The following is a 20783-nucleotide window of genomic DNA, read 5'->3' as shown; positions in this document are numbered from 1 at the left end:
TGTTTTTTATGTCTTTATACTAATTGATAAACCACCATCTTAAACCTACCCTGAAAGCGAAATTGTTGTATGGGTATAATGGGCCGGCAAAGTTATTATTGCCAATGAAGGTATTCAGGTTTTCTGCCCGTATATAGGCTGAAAATGATTTGATCCGGAAGTTGGCAAAAGCGGCAATATCCGGCAGATCGTTACTGATTTTTACCTTGTTCTGGTAAATAAACTGTCCGCTCAGCGGGGAATAATCATCCGCATAATAGCTGGTGTTATAGCGCAGCTCAATACCCGTTACCAGGTTCAGGTTAGTATATAGTCTCTTTTCAAAGGCAAAGCGGTGGCGGGTCCAGATAGCTGGAACATTCAACGGGCCATTACCATGCAATTGCTGGAAGGCAATGTCTGCATACCAGGCAAAAGGCTTGATAGAGAATTTCTTGCTGAACGTTATCTGCAGCAGGTTGAACAGCGAATTATATTGCGCGCTGTGTCTATAATCCTCGAAGTAAGTGTAGTTGGTAAACAGGAAATAGTTTACTGCCAGTGTGTAGTTCAGCTTATGATTGTCCGTAGCAAACTGCAGCTGGGTAATATTTTCCTTGGATAAGGAGGTGTTATACCAGGCATCCTTGTTACTGTTGAAATACTTGTATACATAAGATGGTTCCTTATTTACGTTGTTAACCGACAGGCGTACATCTCCTAAAAGATCATTGATATGGCGTCTGAGCATCCCGGAAACAGCATAATCGCCACTATTCTGGCCCACCAGGTAAAACTCGCCTTTGGCAGAAAAGTCCCACTGCTGGTTGCGGGTTTTATTACGGTACTCGCCGTGCAAAGCCAGGTTACTGAAGTTGATATCAGCATCGAGGAAGGTGCCCGAAATAGATTCAAACCTGGCTCCTACATTAATAAAATGCGCCAGGTTGCCTCGTACCGGGAACTGTATGAGCGACAGATCGTTGGAAATCATTTTCCACTGGTGTTTTGCCGTCACGGTGTCCTGGTTGCTCAGGGGATAAAAATTATAATGGGAGAAGTAAAAAGTAGAATCCGGAGAACTGTCTATGAACTGGTAATTATCGTTCTGATAATTAAAAGTATACTGAACGCGAAATACCGGGTCATACTTATATATATCCAGTGTATCATTCACATGAATACTATCTCCCCTTCCCCAGTCGTATTGCTGCTGGATCAGGAAGCCGGTTTCCCGGTAACTGGACTTCACTGGTAAGCTACCGCCGCCAAAGAATGCATAAGCCTGGGAGGTATTGTTACCCAGGTTTACCGGGATAGTTTTCCGTTGCCCATATCCTCCTGCGTTCATAAATGTATCGCTCCTGATACCGCCATTTTCTCCCCCGTTAATTTTGTTATAGTAGAAGCTCATGTAGGTATTAGCGCGCTTATTCTTGCTCTGATAACGGGCGGTAAACCGGTAAATATCGTGGTTTGTATTCTGGGTACGGTAATATCCCGGCGCATTGATTTTGCGATAGTCGAAGGCAAAATTAAAGCGTTCTGTACGGTCCTGCGTATGCGATAGTCCTATTACCTGTTCCTGCTTGCTGCCTACCAGGTATTGCAGTTCCGTATAAGGCTTGGTGGTATGATAAAAGCGGGCATCTGCATGGGAATTGGAATATACATCATAGGAGTGAAAGCCCGCATCAAATCCGGGTTTCATCAAAGGGGTAAATATCATGTTATACGCGGCGCTACCGGTATTTCCCAAAGTAGTATAGGAAGATGGTACCCGCAGGTATTTTGTCTGGAAATCGTTCACAGAGGAGTCTATCTTATAATCGGTGGGTTCACCGAGTATTCGGTAGGTAACTGTGATGGTATCTGGCTCGTGTGTATGCTTTGCAGTGTCCCGCTGCATTTTACTGTTGCCGCCTCCACCGCCGCCCATATTACCGAAGCGGCCAGTGTTGTACTGCGCCATCAGTTGATTCCCGCAAAAAAACAGCAGGGCTATGAAAATGAAAAGTTGCCTCATCCGAAAGTAACAAAAGCTTTTATAGTTGCCGGATTAATTCACTAAAGATAAGCGTAAGCTTTGGTTCTGCCTCTTTGGCAGCCGCCAGTACTTCCTCGTGGGTGATCACATTTTCCTCTTCCCGGATACCGATATCGGTGATCACGCTCATGGCAAATACTTTCAAACCGGCATGCGCTGCTACAATCACTTCGGGCACCGTGCTCATTCCTACGGCATCTCCGCCGATAATGTGCATGTATTTATACTCTGCCCTGGTTTCGAAGGTAGGTCCTTGCACTCCTACATATACACCACTGTGTAAAAATATATTATTATCGGCTGCAATTTTATTGGCCGCCGTAATCAGCGCCCTGCTATAGGGTTCGCTCATATCCGGGAAACGTGGCCCCAGCGTATCTTCATTCTTGCCCCTGAGCGGATGTTCTGGCTGCAGGTTAATATGATCCCGGATAATCATCAGATCGCCCACTTTAAAAGCGGGGTTCATGCCTCCGGCAGCATTGGATATAAATAAAGTATGGATTCCCAAGGCTTTCATAACTCTCACCGGGAAAGTGACTTCCTTCATGGAAAATCCTTCATAAAAGTGAAAACGCCCTGCCATGGCCACTACAGGCTTGCCCTGCATGTATCCCAGGATCAATTTGCCTGAATGTCCTTCTACGGTCGATTCGGGGAAATGGGGTATATCGCTGTATTTGATTTCTATGCTACGCTCTATTTCCTGGATTAGATTTCCCAACCCGCTGCCCAGTATAATGCCTGCTACTGGCTCTTCTTCCCAGAATTTACTGATATATTCCTTCGCTGTGGTGATCTTTGCTGTTAGTTCACTCATCTGTTTATACATTAGTTAAAAGTCGGATTTAAAAATCAACCCGCGCAAAGTTATTTTTTAATTCACAAATGACTGCAGTTTTATATTTAAATCATAATGACCTATTTTAGCGGCAAATTTTATTCCGATGAACTTACACGAGTACCAGGCTAAAGAACTGTTGAAAAAATATAATGTACCGGTACAGGAAGGTATCCCGGTAGATACCCCTGAAGCGGCTGCGGAAGCATATAAGCAGCTGAAAGTGCAATTTGGTAATGAATTTGCCGTTGTTAAGGCTCAAATCCATGCTGGTGGACGCGGAAAGGGTAAGATCCGTGGTACAGAACAAAGAGGTGTGGCAGTAGGAAAAAATGCAGAAGATATCAAAACCATAGCTGGTAATATACTGGGCGGTACACTGGTAACCATCCAGACCGGCGAAGCAGGTAAACTGGTAAATAAGGTACTGGTGGCACAGGACGTTTACTATCCGGGCGCCAATCCGGTAAAGGAATTCTACCTGTCTATCCTGCTGGATCGTGCTAAAAGCCAGAATGTTATCATGTATTCTACCGAAGGTGGTATGGATATCGAAGAGGTAGCACACAGCACACCTGAAAAAATATTTAAAGAGTGGGTAAAGCCAAATATGACCCTGCAGCCCTTCCAGGCACGCAACATCGCGTTCAACTTCGGATTGACCGGTGAAGCGTTCAAAAACATGGTAAAATTTGTCACCAACCTCTATAACGCATACGTAGGACTGGATTGCAGCATGCTGGAAATCAACCCGCTGTTTAAAACCAGTGATGATAAGATTATTGCTGTAGATGCTAAAGTTAACCTGGACGACAACTCCCTGATGCGTCATCCTGACCTGGAAGCACTCCGCGATATTTCAGAAGAAGATCCTACCGAAGTAGAAGCCAGCAAGTTTAACTTGAATTTCGTAAAACTGGATGGTAACGTAGGTTGTATGGTTAACGGCGCCGGTTTGGCCATGGCTACCATGGATATGATTAAACTGAGTGGTGGTGAGCCGGCTAACTTCCTGGATGTAGGTGGTACTGCCAACGCCCAAACCGTAGAAGCAGGCTTCCGTATCATCCTGAAAGATCCTAAAGTAAAAGCTATCCTGATCAATATCTTCGGTGGTATCGTTCGTTGCGACAGAGTAGCGCAGGGTGTAATTGATGCTTACAAATCCATCGGTAACATCACTGTACCTATCATTGTACGTTTGCAGGGCACCAACGCTGCAGAAGCAAAAGCACTGATCGAAGAAAGCGGCCTGAAAGTACAGTCAGCGATCCTCCTCAGCGAAGCAGCTGCCCTGGTAAACAAAGCCGTAGCCTAATATCAAGCATACAAATCCTTAAAATAAGAGAGGGCTGACTACCAGTGTAGTCAGCCCTCTCTCTTTGTATATCTTTTCGTTTAGTCGTTCTTTTTAGGAGCCGGTGCAGGCATGGTTGCCTTGGGCTTATCTTTTTGTTCTTCTTTAGGCTTGGCCGGCGCAGTGGTTTCCGCCTTTTCAGGTTTGTCAGCACCCGGCGTAGCATAGTCACTGGCATCGCCGGAGCCGTAATCATCTGCAGAACCATTACCTACATTTTCCGCTTCCGCACCTGGTTTTACGTTGGAATCATAATTCATGTAGATATCATCTTCACTCATGTTTCTCGGCACGGGGAAATGATCGCTGGCACTAACTTTCAACGTAGGATCTGCATATACTTTCTGCATGAAATAAGCCCAGATCGGAAGGCCGGTATTCGCACCCTGCCCGATGGCCGTGGTGCTGAAATGAATAAAGTTGTTTTCACAGCCTACCCAGGCGCCCGCCAGCAATTTGGGGGTATATCCCATAAACCAGCCATCCGTATTATCATTGGTGGTACCGGTTTTACCGGCAATCTCGCCCTGGATGTTATAACGGGAACGCATACGCGCACCTGTACCGCCGGGAGCTACCACTCCTTCCATCATTTTCACCATAGTGTAGGATTCTTTCTCGCTGATCACCTCACGTTTAACCGGCGCAAATGTTTCCAGGATATTGCCGTTCCTGTCCTCAATACGGGTAATATAAATAGGCTTGGTATTAATACCCCTGGCCGGGAACATCGTATACCCCTGCATCAGCTCATACAGCGATATTTCCACCGCCCCCAGCGCGATGGCCGGGTAAGCGGGAATATCACTACTGAAGCCCACTTTATTCTTCGCGAAATCCGCAAATGACTTGGCGCCAATCTGTTTGATCAGGTAAGCGGCCACCAGGTTCAATGACTTGGCCAGTGCACCCGCCATGGTAATGGAGCCACCTGTACTACCTTCAGAGTTATGGGGCGTCCATCCATTGATATTGATCGGTTCATTAGGTAAAACGGTGTTAGGCGAAAAACCATTCATAATCGCAAAGCAATACAGAAAGGGTTTGAAAGTAGATCCTACCTGGCGACGGGTTTTAGCTACGTGGTCGTTCTTGAAATAACGAAAATCCGGTCCGCCCACCCAGGCTTTTACCTCTCCACTTTCCGGATCCATGGCCATAAAGCCGGCCTGCAAGATAGCACGCATATATTTAATGGAGTCCATCGGCGTCATTACCGTATCTGTTTCATTCAAATCCGGTTCTGTAGAGCTCTTCCAGGCGAATACCTTCATACGGGTAGGTGTATTGAATACACGGGCAATGGTAGAATCATCTTCCTCATCGTCTTTCATAGCCCGGTACCGGTCAGATTCTTTCATGTACTGATCCAGGTATTTAGGCCACTTCTTCCATATACTGCCGGTTTTGACATCGCTTTGTGCAGACAGGGATTTTTGCAGTACTGCCAGGTGTTTGGCCACCGCTTCTTCCGCATACAACTGCATTCTTGGGTTAATCGTCGTATATATTTTCAGACCATCGCGATAGAGGTTGTATTCTGATCCATCTGCTTTTTTGTGTTGTTTACACCAGCCTTTCAGCTCATCGCGCAGTACTTCTCTGAAATAAGGCGCCAATCCTTTGTTATGGTCTATCTTATTATAGTGCAGTACGATGGGTTTACTCTTAGCAGATGCCGCTTCTGCCGGGGTAATAAATCCGGCATCCTGCATATTGTCGATCACCGTATTACGGCGATTCAGCGCATTTTGAGGATTACGCCGTGGATTATAGATGGTATTACCTTTCAGCATACCTACCAGGATGGCTGCTTCCTCAATGGATAAATGCCCTGCATCTTTGCTGAAGAAAGTCCGGGCACCATTTTCAATACCATATACGTTATCGCCAAAGGCTACAGTATTCAGGTAGAGCGTGAGGATCTCCTGCTTGGTGAAGTTACGCTCCAGTTTTACTGCCATAATCCACTCCTGTATCTTCTGGAAAGCTCTTCCAACAGGATTACCGGAACGTTGTTTCCCCAGGGCATCCGTTTGCAGGTTCAGTGCCAGCTGCTGGGTAATGGTACTGGAACCACGTTTTTTACCAATGAGCAGGTAAAAGGGAATGGCTAGGGTCCCCTTGGGGTCAATACCGGAGTTATCGTAAAACCTGGTTTCTTCCGTTGCTATGAGCGCGTTGATCACATTTTTGGATATCTCATTGTAATCACTGCTCGAACGATCTACCTGGTAATATTTACCGAGAATAGTTCCATCATCGGCGATCACCTCAGCAGCCAGGGCTGCCCTTGGGTTTTCAAGCTCCTCCAGGGAAGGCATACTGCCTATCACGCGGAAGTTGATGAGTAAAACAAAGAGAACAAGTAATGCTAAGATACCAAAAGCCACCCGCCACAATATTTTCACCGATTTTTTCATGCGCTTATATAATTTGTTTTATGGCCAAATTGCCTCATTCTTCCGAATTTCCGGCAATTTATTACTATCCGTTGGCTATATATATAAATTTTTCAATAAAGTTCAACTGCAATAAACACGCCTGTTTAGGGCAGTTTGACCGACAAAGCTATTTAAAATTATAACATTACTTACTGCGTTACATAATTATCTGTAAAAAACTTACGATATCCTGTCAGGTCTTTGGTGCTGTTGAGCAGGATAAAATTATCCCGGGAAATCACAAAGAAGTTATACTCTGTAGGCCTGATCTTAGGAATAATGGAAATAGCGGCTTCATCGCGGATTTCATCGAAATAAGCCAGTGCCTTATCCTCGTTCGGGAACAACCGGAAGATCAGCATCACATCATTAGGGGTGAGCACGAAGCTGCCTACCTCAATTTTATCGGCGGCATGTTTAGAAGCATTATACCGGGTAAACTGCGCTAGCCCTTCATCCATCAATTCTTTCGACACCCGCTGGAAGGAAAGCACTACGAAAAATGGATTATCTGGTGTGATTTTATAAGGGGTAACCGGTTTAGACGGCGCTACCGTGGCTATAGGCCCCGGAATAGGGGCTATAATGCCGGCTTTAATAGCGGAAGAATCTACCGGCGTCTTGGCGGTGGCAACATTCACTTTATCAGCCAATACCGACTGCGGATTTTGCCAGGGGTACCGCATGGTAATATTTTCATCCAACAGTTGCCCATTGGCATCTTTCTTTCGTACTTCCAGTTTAGCCAGGTAAGCGGTTAATTCCGCCCGGTGGTCCAGCGCATCCATCAAGGCCTGGGCCTGGGTGCGGATAGGCTCATCTGCTGCATATTTGGTTAATACGGCCTGCACTGCCTTGCGCGAACGCTGCAGGGAATCAGTAACAAAGGCGGTATCTGTTTTTACAATCAACATAGCTTCCAGCAGGTCGAATTTCGGTTTCAGGAAGCTAAAGCCATACGAACTGTCAGACTGCTGCTTCAACGCCATCGACTTATCATAATTGCCATCCAGGAAGGCTGTATAGGCCGAATCATAGAGGGCGCTGATCTGCTTCTTTCTGGGCCCATCGGCATCATTCAGGCCGCCGGAACGGATGATATCGGCAAAGTTGGTATTACCATATTGATTAAGCACCAATGTTTTATATTGATTTGCCTGTGCAGTATGATTCAGTTTATTATGCCAAACGTACAATGAATACAATACTTCCGGTTTGCGCGGATGATCCGGGAAAAGGATCAGTAATGAATCGTAGGTTTCTATGGCCAGCGGGTAGTTCTCCAGTTTATCGTGGTATAGTTTGCCCAGGTCAAACCAGGCCTCTTTTACCGACTTCTGGGAAGCGGCCAGTTTTTCCGGGGTAAGCGGCAGATCGGCGCTTAGCATATCCGTAGTTAAACTATCCGGAGAGATGTTTTTGGTGGCTGTTTTATGATCTTCGGCAATTTCAATAGGGGCGTTACTATTGGCTGCGTTGACAACGCCGTTTTGGCTGCGGCGCCAGTTATCGCCTGGCTGGCGGTTTCCCCACCTGCGTTTAAATTCGGAATAACCGGCCGATTTGCTGGCGGCATTGTAAAAATACCATTCGCCTTTCTCGTCTTTTGGAGAGTAAGCCCCGCCCACATTCATACCGAGCGATGCGGCATCCAGGCCATGTGCCGCTTCCTCAGACGCTTTTTTCTTCTCTTCTGCGGCCTTGGTTTTAATGCCAGCCACCATTTTGGTCAGGAAGATATTCCTGTCGGAAGGCGACATGGCGGCAATTTTCTGCAGGCTGTCTTCTCGGTGAATGATTTCCAGTTTGGCTACCACATCGCTGAGCACTTCTTTCCGTGTTTTCACTGTAGCGGCATCTGCAAAGTCCTGGGTCATTACACCGGCGGTGCTGTCGTAATATTTTTTTGCGTCGGGATAATTGCGTTGTTCGTAATAGATATCTGCAATGCCTTTATAGTTGAGCGTACGCTGCATCAGGTTGTCGCTCGGCATTTTAAGCCCCTGCTTCATATAACCGATGGCTGTTTCCGGGTCTTTGGGCGCTACCAGGGTTCCCATGGTATAGTAAATACCATCGCGGAATTTCTGGAACCGCTCTTTCCTGAGCATATGATGGAGGCCTGCAATACTTTTAGCGATATCGCCGGTGGTTTGGGCGTTGGTTTTAGCAATTTGAACCCTGGCCTGGAAATCCATCATAGGATCGGGTTTCATGCCAATTACGTTCCTGAATTGCTCCAGGGCGGAATCCGGACGATTCAGCTGTACATATAGCTGCCCCAGGATAAAGGACATCCTGGCGCGGGAAACCCGGTTGCGGCTCAGGTTAATGGCTTCCTCTAAAGGTGCAATTGTTTCGGGATATCTTTTCTGGATATAGTTGCTGTAGGCGCGTACCTCTGCCAGTTCGCCGTCGAGCCGGTGAGGAAAGTTGGGATCGGTGTGCAGGATATTGAGCAGGGCCTGAACTTCGTCATATTCCTTTTGCTCCAGCAGGGTTCTGGCTCTCCACAGGAAGGCGTCGTTACGTGCTTTGGTATGTTTGAGCTTTCCGAAGAAGCCTTTTCTTTTTTCGTTGGTGGCAATAGAAATCTGGTCATTTTCCCGGGCACCTACTACTGTTTTATATTCTGATTTGCTTTTGGGTGCAAAGGTAATGTTGACGTACTGGAATGTTTTATTGGCATTATCCAGGTCACCCTCATAAAAATAGGCCCTTCCCATCAGCAGGAAGCAGTCATCTATCCATTTTCCACGGGGATCGTGTAGTTGTACGGCCATAGTGGTTTTGTCGATCACAGAGTCCAGCTCCCCTTTATTAAAGCCCTGGCTTTGGAGGCTGTAGGGGTAAAACGGGAGCAGCAAGTTGTAATTATCCTGCCCATCGCGGTTAGCCGACTTTACTACGCGGTCCAGCTTCACTTTGGCGTGGAAGTAATAATTAAACCGGGTAGCCATGTTCTGGAAGAACCGCCTTTTCCAGGTCCATTTCTTTTTCTCCAGCATTACTTCTGAAGGGGGGCGCCGATCCTGTACCACATGATTTTCCCGGGGTTTAAAAAGGGGTTTGACAGCAGGCCTTTGTTGCTGATTGCCGGGACTTGGAGTCTGATTCTGGTAGTTTGTTTGCGATGGTCTATTTTGGGGTCTGTTCTGTGCCCAGACCGCCGGCAAACCCAGGCAAAATGACAATACAATTATTCCCAGATATTTAAGAAGCAGTTTGATGCAATTCATGGATGCCAGGGTGTATAGGCTAAATATATATAACTTATAGTTTGAAAAAATATTTTAAAGATAGTATAAAATAGTGGCTTTTTTTAAAGCAGAGAGCAGAAAGCGGAAAGCAAAAAGCTATTAGCCCGGAGATTAACTGCGAATATCTCCTGTTCAATAGCTTTTTGCTTTCCGCTTTCTGCTTTTAGCTTTCAAAATAATGATTAACTTTAGCCCGCCTTAAAAGGATTAATTTCTTTAAGTAGTAACACAAACATGGCCAAGAAGGGGAATAAAAACAACAGAAGAAACCTGGAAAAACTCAGTCATAAGTACCGTTTGGTCATTATGAATGACGATACCTATGAAGAAGTGACCTCGTTCAAACTCTCCCGTATGAGCGTGTATATTGCCTTCAGTACCCTTTTTGTGCTCCTGGTGGCCATTACGGTGGCTACTGTCGTGTTTACCCCTTTGCGCTATTATATTCCCGGCTATGGAGACCTGAAGCAGCGCAAGGAATTTATTCATTTAAAAATGCGTGCCGACTCACTGGAAACGGCTATTAATGCCCGTGACCAGTATCTGAACAATATCAAACAGGTGATCAACGGTGAATTTACCGGGAAATTGGACACGACTACGCTGAAAGTCCCTACTGTAGACAACAGTACCTACTAGTTATTATTTAGTTATTTTATTATTTCATATGCAAGGATGAGTGTGCGGAAATGTGTGCATAAAGTGTCTAAATATATAAATATCAAAATATTTCATATTTTATTTATATTACATCACTAAACTTGAAAAACCTGACTCCCTATGTTTAATAGCAATCAAAAATCAAAAGGTGACAATAAGACCATGTTGCCTACCTCTACGGTTAACATTATCGGTAATGGTACTACTATCCAGGGTGATATAGTATGCGAAGGAGACATTAGAATTGATGGCCAGGTAAATGGCCTGGTATCTACCAAAGCTAAGATAGTGGTAGGTCCGGAAGGCGATATTACGGGCGACCTGGTATGCCAGAGCGCTGACATCCTGGGTAAAGTGACAGGCATTATCAAAGTAGAAGAACTGTTGTTTTTAAAAGGCAATGCTTTAGTGAAAGGTGATGTGTATACTGCGCATTTTGAAATGGAGCCTACTGCGAAGTTCAATGGCCGTTGCTATATGGATGATCAGCAGCCGGCAGATAATCTGAAACATGGAAAATCCGTCCTCCAGGAAGCAGAATAATAACGACAATAGCCGTAACACACTTTTGCGCTATGCCGGCCTGGCCTTTCAAATGATGGCTACGCTGGGATTAGGGGTGTTTGTGGGATATAAAATCGACCAGCGTATAGGCTGGCGGTTCCCTGTGTTCCTTATCATTTTTTCTTTAATTGCATTAGCCATACTTTTGTGGCAAATTATAAAAGACACCCGCAGGCATGAGTGATAGATTTTTTATTCGGTTATTCGCAGTTTTTGGAATTTTAAACGGACTTCTCATCATATTCAAACCCAGGTTGCTGGATATTGGTACACACGTAAACGTACTGATGGCTGGTAACCTGATTATGGCCATTATATCCCTGGTGTCTTACCTGATAAGTCGCCAGGGACTTGCTTCTTCCAACCACAACGCATTTATCCGGGCCGTTTACGGCGCCACCCTTGCCAAACTTTTCCTTTGTGTTATCGGCGTTGCGGTGTATGTGCTGATGTATCGGCCCAACGTCAGCAAGCTGACCGTTTTTGCACTGTTATTCCTTTACCTGGTATATACTGTTTTTGAAACACTCAGCCTCTTCCGGCTAACCAGGCTTAAAAAATAATCCATTTGAAAAAAGAGGCGCCATTAAATGCTTTAGCGTCCTACTTACCCGAAGGTACTTTCGGACAGGTAATGGAGTTTCTCACTACCTATAAGGTACACCTCACCATTACCCGTGAACGGTCCAGCATCCTGGGCGACTACCGCCACCCGGATGGACAGGGCAAAGGACATCGGATCAGCGTAAACGGTTCGCTGAACAAGTATTCCTTTCTCCTTACTTTACTGCATGAAATTGCCCACCTGACCACTTTTAATAAATATGCCAACCGCGTAGCCGCACATGGTAAAGAGTGGAAACAGGAATTCAGTTATATCTTACATGGATTTGTGGGCAAAAGCCTGCTGCCTCCCGATGTGGAAAAAGCCGTGCGCCAAAGTATGGCTAATCCGGCCGCCAGTTCTTGCGCAGATGAAAACCTGCTACGGGTACTCAAAAACTACGATCGCCAGAAAGAAAATCATTTTTTTGTAGAACAAGTACCGCTCGGCGGTTTCTTCAAAACAAAAGACGGACGCGTATTCCGCCGGGGAGCCCGGATCCGGAAAAGATATCGCTGCGAAGAGGTTGCCTCGCAGCGATGGTATCTTTTTAGCCCCGTATACGAGGTGGAACTAGTAGAAGGAGCAGAAAACAGAGAGCAGAAAGCATAAAGCTGAAAGCAAAAAGCTATTGTGGAGAAGGACTTAGCGAGTATTAAAAATCGCTTTGATCATTCTCCACAATAGCTTTTTGCTTTCAGCTTTATGCTTTCTGCTCTAAATAATGTAACTCGGGGAAAGTCATAGCACGATTAATCAATTGTATTTCCAGCCGGATAATATTTGCTTCCGCGGCAGCCTGTAACTTAGGCGCATCATCGGTTGGCTTGTGATAGTCATCATGCCCGCCTGTATGAAAAAACATTACTGGCACCCCATTCACATAAAAGTTATGATGGTCTGAAGCGCCTTTTCCTGCTGCATCTGTGAAGAATTTAATACCTAGCTGCTGTACTTCTTTAAAAACAACCGGCCATTCGGCTGCGCTGCCATAACCACCAATACCGATACCTCTTTCCGGGTTGTAACGCCCAATCATGTCCATATTTAACATGAAATGCATTTTATCCAGGGGCATCAAAGGATGCGCGGTATAATATTTAGATCCCTGTAAGCCCAGCTCCTCGCCGCCAAAGGCAATAAAGAGAAAATTAAAAGGCTCGGACGTATGGTTATGCACATAATAACGGGCCAGCTCCAGCAATCCAGCTACACCGGAGGCATTATCGTCGGCGCCATTATGAATCTGGCCAACAGGATATTTACCATCAAATAAAGCGGCCGTTCCCAGGTGATCGTAGTGAGCGCCGATGATAATCGTACGGTCAGCACCGTTATCCAGGAATCCAATCACATTCCGGCTGGGGATGTCCTTATGGGCATTTTTATTAAATGTAAAATCCTGGAAATAACTGCTGCCATTCACGGTTTTCAGTCCCAGCTTTTTAAACTGCTTTGCTACATAGCGACTGGCTTTCAGTCCGCCTTTTTCCGCAGTACCTCTGCCTTTGAGCTTATCGGATGCCAGGTAATTTACAATTCCCTGGATTCGTTTGGCATCAGGAATCGTGTCCTGTGCCAGGGCGCTGGTGTATAAACCAGCCGCGCATACTAATAGTAACCAACTCTTCTTCATATCTGGTCAAAAATAGAGAAGGCCTCCTGAAAAGGAAGCCTTCTGCTAAAAATTATGTTTGAATTGTTCAGATTGTATTAATCCTATTTCTTCTTCTGTTGCTGCATTTCCTGTTGGCGTTTCTGTACTTCTTCCAGTCGCTCCTGCCATTTGGATTTGCTCTTCGGTTTCTTCTTATTTTCCTGGATCTGGGCGTGGATCTTATCGTGATTGATGATAAATTTCTGAATCACCCATTGCAACAGGATACTGATTACGTTAGACAGGAAGTAGTAGAAGGTTAAGGCTGCCGCCAAACGGTTGAAGATACCTAACAGCATGATAGGCATGATATAAGGCATGTACTTCATTACCGGGTTGCTCTGATCGGTCATTCCACGGTTGTAGAAAGCCAGGATCAAACTGGTGATAGTCATCAGGATGGTGAAGAGGCTCACGTGGTTACCGTAGAAAGGTATGTTGAACGGCAGGTTCAGGATAGAGTCGTAGGTCGACAAGTCCTTGGCCCACAGGAAGCTTTCCTGGCGCAGCTCAATGGAAGATGGGAAGAAGCTGTACATCGCTACCAGGATAGGTAACTGCAGTACTGCAGGTAAACAACCTCCCAGTGGGTTCACTCCTGCGCTCTTGAACAGTTTCATTTGTTCTACCCCAAATCCCTGCTGGTCATCGCCGAATTTAGCTTTCAGCTCATCAATTTCCGGTTTCAAAACCTTCATTTTAGCCTGGGATACATAGCTCTGGTATGTAAACGGAGCAATGAGCAAGCGAATGAAGATGGTAAGCAGGATGATGATGATACCGTAGTTCTTGATAAATCCGCTCAGGAAGTTAAACACCGGGATAATAATGCCGATGTTAACATACTTCACAAAAGCAAAAATACCAGTACCCAACGGGATGATCTTCTGCAAACCGATATCGAAAGATTTCAGTGTTTTGTAGTGGTTAGGACCGTAGTAAATTTCTACCGGGAAGGAGTAGTCGTTCGCGCGGTTGTACGGAATCTGGATGGTGGTGAATGTTTGTCCCACGATATTCGGGCTTTCCGGTACTTTGGTATTTACGTCCGCGTTATTGAAAAGCTCGTTTTTAGCGATCAGCGTGGTGTTAAAGAATTGTTGCTTTACGCTCACCCATTTCAGTTTATTCTCCAGTTTTTCATGGCTGGTACGGTTAAGGGTGAAGTAATCGTGCTTATCATGCTCGAACATATAGTGTACCTGGTTGTTCAGGCGTTCGTTCTGCATGTCGTGTTCCTGTTTATCGTCCTGTGCATTCCACTGCAGGTTCAGGTAGTTCTGATTGCCTGGCAGGATATTTTGTAATCCTACTGCATGGATAGTGTAGTCTACCACATAGCTGCCTGGTTTCAGGGAATAAATAAACTCGAGATAAGATGCGGGATTGTTGGTATTAAGGCGGTAAGCAATGGATTTAACGCCTCCTGCCAGCTCCTGTGGCTGTCCGGCAGTAAAGAAGAGGTCAGCACTGTTCAACACTTTGGTTAAACTGGCAGGCACTTCTACGGATAAACGGTTGAAAGACCCCTGTACCAGCATTAATGGCGCGCCATCATATGTTTTATAGTCTTTCAGCTGTACAGTTGACGGTTGACCACCTTTATTGCTAAAAGTGATTTTTACCACGTCATTTTCCAGTACGGTATTTTGAACATTGCCGGTAGCGGCAGCGGCAAATACGCCAAACTCTCCGCTTAATAATGCCTGGTGAGCCGAGTCCAGCGGGCCACCTGCCGCGGCTGCAGCGAGACTTGCGGTATCTGTAACGGGTGTTTTAGGCTTGTTAAGCTCTGCGATGGAATCTTGCCTGGCTTTTTCCCTTGCGGCTCCTGCCTGTTGTTTCTGATTATAGAATATATATCCTACCAATAAAACGCCCAACAGTAAAAACCCAATGACCGAATTTCTATCCATGAAATGCAATTAAAATTTAGGCAGCAAAGGTAAGCATGATTTTATGAAATGACCATGCTTTTTAGGTGAAACCCCTGTTAAATGCGGCTAAAGTAATAGATAAGCAATCTGAATGTGTATATTATTGATAAACAAATAATATTTGCACCCAGAAGTGATGTCATTCTCAGTCGATTGTTAATAATATAATATTTGCGATTAATATAAATCGGGTTCAACAAAAAACCGCCTGATAATGCATCAGGCGGTTTTTCTGCTTTTATAACGTAAATGATTTTTCTTCGTTAGTTAGTGCATAACATGGGTTATGCTAACTTTTCTTCCATTTTTGCCTTACCATTTTTAGCTTCAGCATACTGCTTAGCCGCTTTGATAAAGGACACGAAAATAGGCGCCGGATTTTCCACGGTACTTTTCAATTCCGGGTGGAATTGAACGCCCACAAAGAAAGGATGTTCAGACAGTTCCACGATTTCTACCAATCCACTCTCCGGATTTTTACCGGAAAGGCGGAGGCCTGCGGCTTCAAACTGCTGTACATAATCGTTGTTGAACTCATAGCGGTGGCGGTGTCTTTCGCTGATAGACGTGCTACCGTATATTTCTTCCGCTTTGGTGCCAGGAGTAATTTCACACGCATAAGCACCCAAACGCATGGTACCGCCCTTAGCGGTTACTTTCTTCTGTTCCTCCATGAGGTTGATAACCGGATGAGAAGTATCGGGGTTCATTTCAACGGAATGCGCATCTTTCCATCCGAGCACGTTACGGGCATATTCCACTACACTCATTTGCATACCCAGGCAGATACCGAAGAATGGCAACTGATTTTCGCGGGCATACTGGATAGCCGTAATTTTTCCTTCAATGCCGCGATGACCGAAGCCGGGCGCTACCAGGAGGCCGTCGAGGTTCTTCAGTTTTTCACATACATTTTCGGGAGTGAGGTGTTCAGAATGTATATTTTGTACAACTACCTTGCATTCGTTGAGCGAACCGGCATGTATAAAAGATTCCAGGATAGATTTGTAAGCATCTTGTAATTCCACATACTTACCTATCAAACCGATGGTTACCTTGGATTTCGGATATTTCAGCTTATCCAGGAATTCGCGCCACTTGGCCAGCTCCGGCTCTTTTTCCACTGGTAATCCCAGTCTCTTCAGCACAGATACATCCAGTTTCTCGCGCATCATTTCCAGTGGTACTTCATAAATAGTAGGTACGTCATTGGCTTCAATCACTGCATCCACCTGTACATTACAGAAGAGGGCTATTTTCTTTTTCAGGTCGCGGTACAGCGGTTCTTCTGTACGGCAAACGATAATATCGGGATGCACGCCATATTCGCTCAGCAGGCGAACAGAGTGTTGTGTAGGCTTGGTTTTCAACTCTTTAGCTGCACGTAGGTAAGGAATCAGGGTCAGATGTACCACCAGGCAGTCTTCTTCGCCCAGCTCCCACTGTAACTGGCGAACGGCCTCAATGTAAGGGAGGGATTCAATATCCCCTACCGTTCCGCCCAATTCTGTAATCACGATATCGAACTTACCGTCTTTACCCAACAGGAGAATACGACGTTTGATTTCATCGGTAATGTGAGGGATTACCTGTACGGTTTTACCCAGGTAGGCGCCTTCTCTTTCCTTGTTGATCACGGTTTGATAAATACGGCCTGTAGTAACATTATTGGCCTGAGAGGTAGGCGTGTTCAGGAAACGCTCATAGTGTCCAAGATCCAGATCGGTTTCTGCTCCATCTTCCGTTACATAACATTCACCATGTTCATAAGGGTTTAATGTTCCCGGATCCACATTGATATATGGATCAAATTTCTGAATAGTCACTCTAAAGCCGCGCGCCTGCAATAGCTTTGCAAGCGAAGCTGCTATAATTCCTTTACCCAAAGAGGAAGTAACACCTCCCGTAACGAAGATATATTTTGCCATAAAAACTAAAATTCAGCTAAATGTACTTGACCTATAAACGGGGAAGTGCCGGACTGCGTTTGGTGTAATACCGATCAAGTAAACTACTTCCGAAGGTCATGCAAAGTTACACAAATTTGCTTCGCTCCCAAGTTTTTTACCCGCCGGCTTTATTTGTTTGTTAATTTTTCGGAGAATATCTTCAGCGCTCATTACTGATCTGGCGGGCGTTTTAAAGAATTTTCAAGTACAGGAAATTATTTATTAAAAACCTTTATCCGGCATCTTCGTTCATTTAAATGCTTTCGCTACTATAAATATATATACTGTAAATTTGCGTCCGAAATACATAAAAGATGACATTAACACCAAAGAGAGCTCAAGACTCGCTGATACAAATGACCGAACTGGTTTTACCGAATGATACCAATACATTCGGCAACCTGATGGGAGGTCGTTTGATGTACTGGATGGATATTGCCGCCGCGCTGGCCTGCATGAAACATTGCAGCGCCCCTGTGGTAACTGCATCCGTGGATAATATTTCTTTCGAAAATCCTATTAAGCTGGGCAACGTAGTACATATAGAATCTAAAGTGAGCCGCGCTTTCAATACCTCCATGGAAGTACATATGAAAGTATGGGGAGAAGACCCGGTTCAGCAATACCGTTACAAATCCAATGAGGCCTTCATGACGTTTGTGGCACTGGACCCTAATGGTAATTCCCGCCCTGTGCCTGGTATCATCACCGACACAGAAGAAGAAAAAAGATTATATGAAGGCGCCTTACGTCGCCGCCAGCTGCGCCTCATCCTGGGGGGAAAGATGAAACCGGAAGATGCTGATGAACTGAAAGCACTGTTCTCTATATAAATTTTCTCATTAGTTATTTAGATATTTACTTTCACTTTCGGCGACAAATATCTAAATAACTAATTTCATTCTTCTTCATCCATATTAACATAATTAATCATATCTCCCCTTCCCATTCTTTGTAAAACCGATCCAGGAACTGCTCCATAAATGTATGCCGCTCTATCGCCAACTCCTTTCCGGTAGGGGTATTCATCCGGTCTTTCAGCAACAGTAACTTTTCGTAGAAATGCGTAATGGTAGGCGCTGTGCTGTTCTTATACTCCTCTTTCGTCATCTGCATATTAGGCTGTACCGCCGGATCATGCAGCAGCCGGTTTTTAAACCCTCCATAATTAAATGCCCTGGCAATACCAATAGCGCCCATTGCATCCAGTCGATCGGCATCCTGAACCACGCCTAACTCAGGCGAGTAAAACGATTTTTCCTGGTTTCCCCCTTTAAAGGAAATATGCCGGATGATGTTTTCCACATGTGTAATCACGGCCTCCGGCACTACCTGTGTTTGCAGGAAGGCCACGGCTTTAGCGGGACCAATATTTTCATCTCCGTGATGGAACTTGGAATCTGCAATATCATGCAATAATGCAGCTAACTCCACTACCAGTAAGTCGACTGTTTCCGTGGCTGCAATATGTTTTGCCTGCTGCCATACCCGGTAAATATGCCACCAGTCGTGGCCTCCTTCTGCGTCGGCTAATTCCTGTTTTACGTAACTGACTGTTGCCGCTATAATCGATGAATGATCTGTCATAAGCTACAATAATATTAATTTTCAGCGAGTTTTGTCTCGCAAGACACTAAGGAGCAAAGGCACAATGATATTTTCTATCTTATAAATTTCTTGGTGTCTTTACTCCTTAGCGTCTTTGCGGGAAACGGGAACAAAATAATTCACCGGGTTGTTAATTTAGTTATGATACAGATTAAACGCGTATACGAAGATTATGCAGACACTGACGGTTACCGCATCCTGGTGGACCGCTTATGGCCCAGGGGACTTACAAAAGAGCGGGCCCATGTAGATGAATGGGTCAAGGAAATAGCGCCCAGCAATGAACTACGGGAATGGTTTCACCATGACCCAACAAGATTTGCTGAATTCAAAACAAAATATCTGAAGGAATTACAGGAGAAAAAAGAGTTACTGGCAGTTATCAAAAAGAAAGCACAACACCATCGGGTAACACTGTTATACGGGGCTAAAGACGAAACGCACAATCAGGCGCAAATACTGTTAACATTACTGAAAAAGTAATCTATTACAAAGGATCATTTTCAGATTTTACTAATACATCGGTGAGACTGTTCAGCTTTTTTACTTTGGCGCTGAAGTCGCCGGTTAATTTGTCTCGGATCAACGATAACTTATTCAATACTTCATCGATGGTATCCGGAATAGCTTCCTGCAGCACCTGTTTCAGGCGTTTGGCAACGGTGGGCGATTTACCATTGGTAGAAATGGCAATTTTCAGGTTGCCTTTACGTACAATAGAACCGAGATAGAAATCGCACAGATCGGGGGTATCGGCTACATTAATCAATACCTTGCTGCATTTGGCAGTTTCCCATACATGATAATTCAGCTCCCGGTTGTTGGTAGCTGCAATCACGAGATCTTTCCCCAGCAAATCCCCGCAGGAAAACGATTTCTGTACCAGGGTAATATTAGGATATTGATGCGTGAGCGAAGTTAGCTCAGGCAAAAAATCCAATGACACGATGGTAACATTTGCCTGGGGGCAATTTTCCAGCATGGCATTGGCTTTTTCTAATCCGATATTACCACCGCCTACAACGAGTACCTGCAAGCGGTGTAATTTGAAAAACACCGGAAATAAATGATTTTCTTCCATTATACGGCAATTTTAAGTTCGGCTGACACTTTGGTCTGCAGTGCCTGGAACGCTTCATGGAAGCGTACCACCTCTCCTATTACCAAGATAGCAGGGTTATGCAGATCGTGTGTAGCGGCTATTTCCACGAGGTCGGCCACATTTCCCAATCCCATTTTTTGGGTAGGCAGCGTACCATTCTGGATAATAGCGGCGGGCGTTTTGCCTCTTCCTGCGTCGCTGTAGATGCCGGCAATTTCCGCCAGCTTGCTCATTCCCATGAGAATGACAACGGTGGTATTGGCCTTGATGGCATGTTCCAGGTCGCGGGACAAGTTGCCATTCCGGGTATTACCGGTAATCACCCAAAAGCCTTCGCTCACGTGGCGGCTGGTTACCGGGATTTTGTTAACGCCAGGCACCGCAATGGCGCTGGAAATACCTGGAATAACTTCGGCGGTAACACCAAACTGTTGTGCGAAAGCTATTTCTTCCTGGCCACGGCCAAACACAAATGAGTCTCCTCCTTTCAACCGCACTACACTGCCATAAGTTAAGGCATATTTTACAATCATCCTGTTTATTTCGTCCTGCGAATAAACATGCATGCCTGCGCGCTTGCCCACAAAACGGCGGAGGCAATTGGCCGGCGCATAGTCCAGCAGTTCGTTGCTGGACAATGCGTCATAAAGGATGACCCGGGCATTTTGAATAGCCTTTAACCCCTTAACAGTAATCAGCTCCGGATCGCCTGGGCCAGCACCTATCAATGTGAGTTTCGGTTGTATATCTTGCATGATATTAATGTTGAGATGA

18 protein-coding genes are annotated in these 20783 nt (G+C 45.3%); 8 read left to right on the top strand and 10 right to left on the bottom strand.

Translation table 11 applies throughout. The features are described from left to right. Positions 1–19: 19 nt before the first annotated feature. Together HGH90_RS14820 and HGH90_RS14815 are read right to left on the bottom strand one after the other, a co-directional pair. Positions 20–2005 carry a putative porin gene (locus tag HGH90_RS14820; RefSeq protein WP_169191411.1) on the bottom strand — a complete coding sequence of 662 codons (1986 nt, stop codon included), beginning with the start codon at positions 2003–2005 and terminating at the stop codon, positions 20–22. A gap of 19 nt (positions 2006–2024) precedes the next feature. Further along, positions 2025–2846, bottom strand: a complete 822-nt coding sequence (locus HGH90_RS14815) for a purine-nucleoside phosphorylase (RefSeq protein ID WP_168762189.1) — start codon at positions 2844–2846, stop codon at positions 2025–2027. A 127-nt stretch (positions 2847–2973) separates the two neighbouring features. Between HGH90_RS14815 and sucC the strand changes: the two genes are divergently transcribed. Then, complete coding sequence (gene sucC, locus HGH90_RS14810) at positions 2974–4185, top strand: ADP-forming succinate--CoA ligase subunit beta (RefSeq protein WP_168739639.1); 1212 nt, start codon at positions 2974–2976, stop codon at positions 4183–4185. An 80-nt stretch (positions 4186–4265) separates the two neighbouring features. On the opposite strand, the gene HGH90_RS14805 is transcribed toward sucC, so the two are convergent. Both HGH90_RS14805 and HGH90_RS14800 read right to left on the bottom strand, forming a co-directional pair. Further along, complete coding sequence (locus HGH90_RS14805; RefSeq protein WP_168762188.1) at positions 4266–6647, bottom strand: transglycosylase domain-containing protein; 2382 nt, start codon at positions 6645–6647, stop codon at positions 4266–4268. 170 nt (positions 6648–6817) lie between these two features. Beyond that, on the bottom strand, positions 6818–9709 hold the full coding sequence (locus tag HGH90_RS14800) for a tetratricopeptide repeat protein (protein WP_169191410.1): 2892 nt from the start codon (positions 9707–9709) through the stop codon (positions 6818–6820). Positions 9710–10162: 453 nt separating this feature from the next. On the opposite strand from HGH90_RS14800, the gene HGH90_RS14795 reads away from it, so the two are divergent. From HGH90_RS14795 to HGH90_RS14775, 5 genes are all read left to right on the top strand, one after another. Further along, on the top strand, positions 10163–10567 hold the full coding sequence (locus tag HGH90_RS14795) for a hypothetical protein (RefSeq protein ID WP_168762186.1): 405 nt from the start codon (positions 10163–10165) through the stop codon (positions 10565–10567). A 141-nt stretch (positions 10568–10708) separates the two neighbouring features. Further along, positions 10709–11131, top strand: a complete 423-nt coding sequence (locus tag HGH90_RS14790) for a polymer-forming cytoskeletal protein (RefSeq protein WP_211092314.1) — start codon at positions 10709–10711, stop codon at positions 11129–11131. Then, positions 11100–11336, top strand: a complete 237-nt coding sequence (locus HGH90_RS14785; protein ID WP_168762185.1) for an AtpZ/AtpI family protein — start codon at positions 11100–11102, stop codon at positions 11334–11336. The genes HGH90_RS14790 and HGH90_RS14785 overlap by 32 nt, the downstream gene beginning before the upstream one ends. After that, positions 11329–11715: a hypothetical protein gene (locus HGH90_RS14780; RefSeq protein WP_168739645.1), complete on the top strand. Its 387-nt coding sequence runs from the start codon at positions 11329–11331 to the stop codon at positions 11713–11715. Before HGH90_RS14785 ends, HGH90_RS14780 begins: the two co-directional genes overlap by 8 nt. A 5-nt stretch (positions 11716–11720) precedes the next feature. After that, positions 11721–12368: a SprT-like domain-containing protein gene (locus HGH90_RS14775; protein WP_168762184.1), complete on the top strand. Its 648-nt coding sequence runs from the start codon at positions 11721–11723 to the stop codon at positions 12366–12368. A 91-nt stretch (positions 12369–12459) separates the two neighbouring features. Here the strand turns inward: HGH90_RS14775 and HGH90_RS14770 are convergent, their stop codons facing one another. The 3 genes from HGH90_RS14770 to HGH90_RS14760 form a co-directional block, all read right to left on the bottom strand. Continuing rightward, positions 12460–13392 carry a M20/M25/M40 family metallo-hydrolase gene (locus tag HGH90_RS14770; protein ID WP_169191409.1) on the bottom strand — a complete coding sequence of 311 codons (933 nt, stop codon included), beginning with the start codon at positions 13390–13392 and terminating at the stop codon, positions 12460–12462. An 83-nt stretch (positions 13393–13475) separates the two neighbouring features. Further along, the gene (yidC, locus tag HGH90_RS14765; protein ID WP_168762182.1) at positions 13476–15329 is read right to left on the bottom strand and encodes a membrane protein insertase YidC; all 1854 of its coding nucleotides are present in this window, start codon (positions 15327–15329) and stop codon (positions 13476–13478) included. 305 nt (positions 15330–15634) lie between these two features. After that, the gene (locus HGH90_RS14760) at positions 15635–17278 is read right to left on the bottom strand and encodes a CTP synthase (protein WP_168762181.1); all 1644 of its coding nucleotides are present in this window, start codon (positions 17276–17278) and stop codon (positions 15635–15637) included. Between the two features lie 335 nt (positions 17279–17613). Here HGH90_RS14760 and HGH90_RS14755 point away from each other — a divergent pair, with 335 nt between their 5' ends. Then, the gene (locus HGH90_RS14755) at positions 17614–18132 is read left to right on the top strand and encodes an acyl-CoA thioesterase (RefSeq protein ID WP_168739653.1); all 519 of its coding nucleotides are present in this window, start codon (positions 17614–17616) and stop codon (positions 18130–18132) included. A gap of 97 nt (positions 18133–18229) precedes the next feature. Here HGH90_RS14755 and HGH90_RS14750 read toward each other — a convergent pair whose 3' ends face one another. After that, positions 18230–18886: an HD domain-containing protein gene (locus HGH90_RS14750; RefSeq protein WP_168762180.1), complete on the bottom strand. Its 657-nt coding sequence runs from the start codon at positions 18884–18886 to the stop codon at positions 18230–18232. Positions 18887–19048: 162 nt separating this feature from the next. On the opposite strand from HGH90_RS14750, the gene HGH90_RS14745 reads away from it, so the two are divergent. Then, entirely contained in the window at positions 19049–19390 is a 342-nt protein-coding gene (locus HGH90_RS14745) for a DUF488 domain-containing protein (RefSeq protein WP_168762179.1), read from the top strand. A gap of 4 nt (positions 19391–19394) precedes the next feature. Here the strand turns inward: HGH90_RS14745 and HGH90_RS14740 are convergent, their stop codons facing one another. Beyond that, positions 19395–19988 (bottom strand): bifunctional precorrin-2 dehydrogenase/sirohydrochlorin ferrochelatase, encoded by a 594-nt coding sequence (locus tag HGH90_RS14740; protein ID WP_168739658.1) that lies wholly within the window; start codon positions 19986–19988, stop codon positions 19395–19397. After that, positions 19988–20764, bottom strand: a complete 777-nt coding sequence (cobA, locus tag HGH90_RS14735; protein WP_145671579.1) for a uroporphyrinogen-III C-methyltransferase — start codon at positions 20762–20764, stop codon at positions 19988–19990. Before cobA ends, HGH90_RS14740 begins: the two co-directional genes overlap by 1 nt. Positions 20765–20783: the final 19 nt, after the last annotated feature.

The sequence above is a fragment of the Chitinophaga sp. Ak27 genome (genome assembly GCF_012726295.1).
Lineage (GTDB): Bacteria > Bacteroidota > Bacteroidia > Chitinophagales > Chitinophagaceae > Chitinophaga.
The sequence above is the reverse complement of the archived record's forward strand: the minus strand, read 5'-3'. Positions and strand labels throughout refer to the sequence as shown.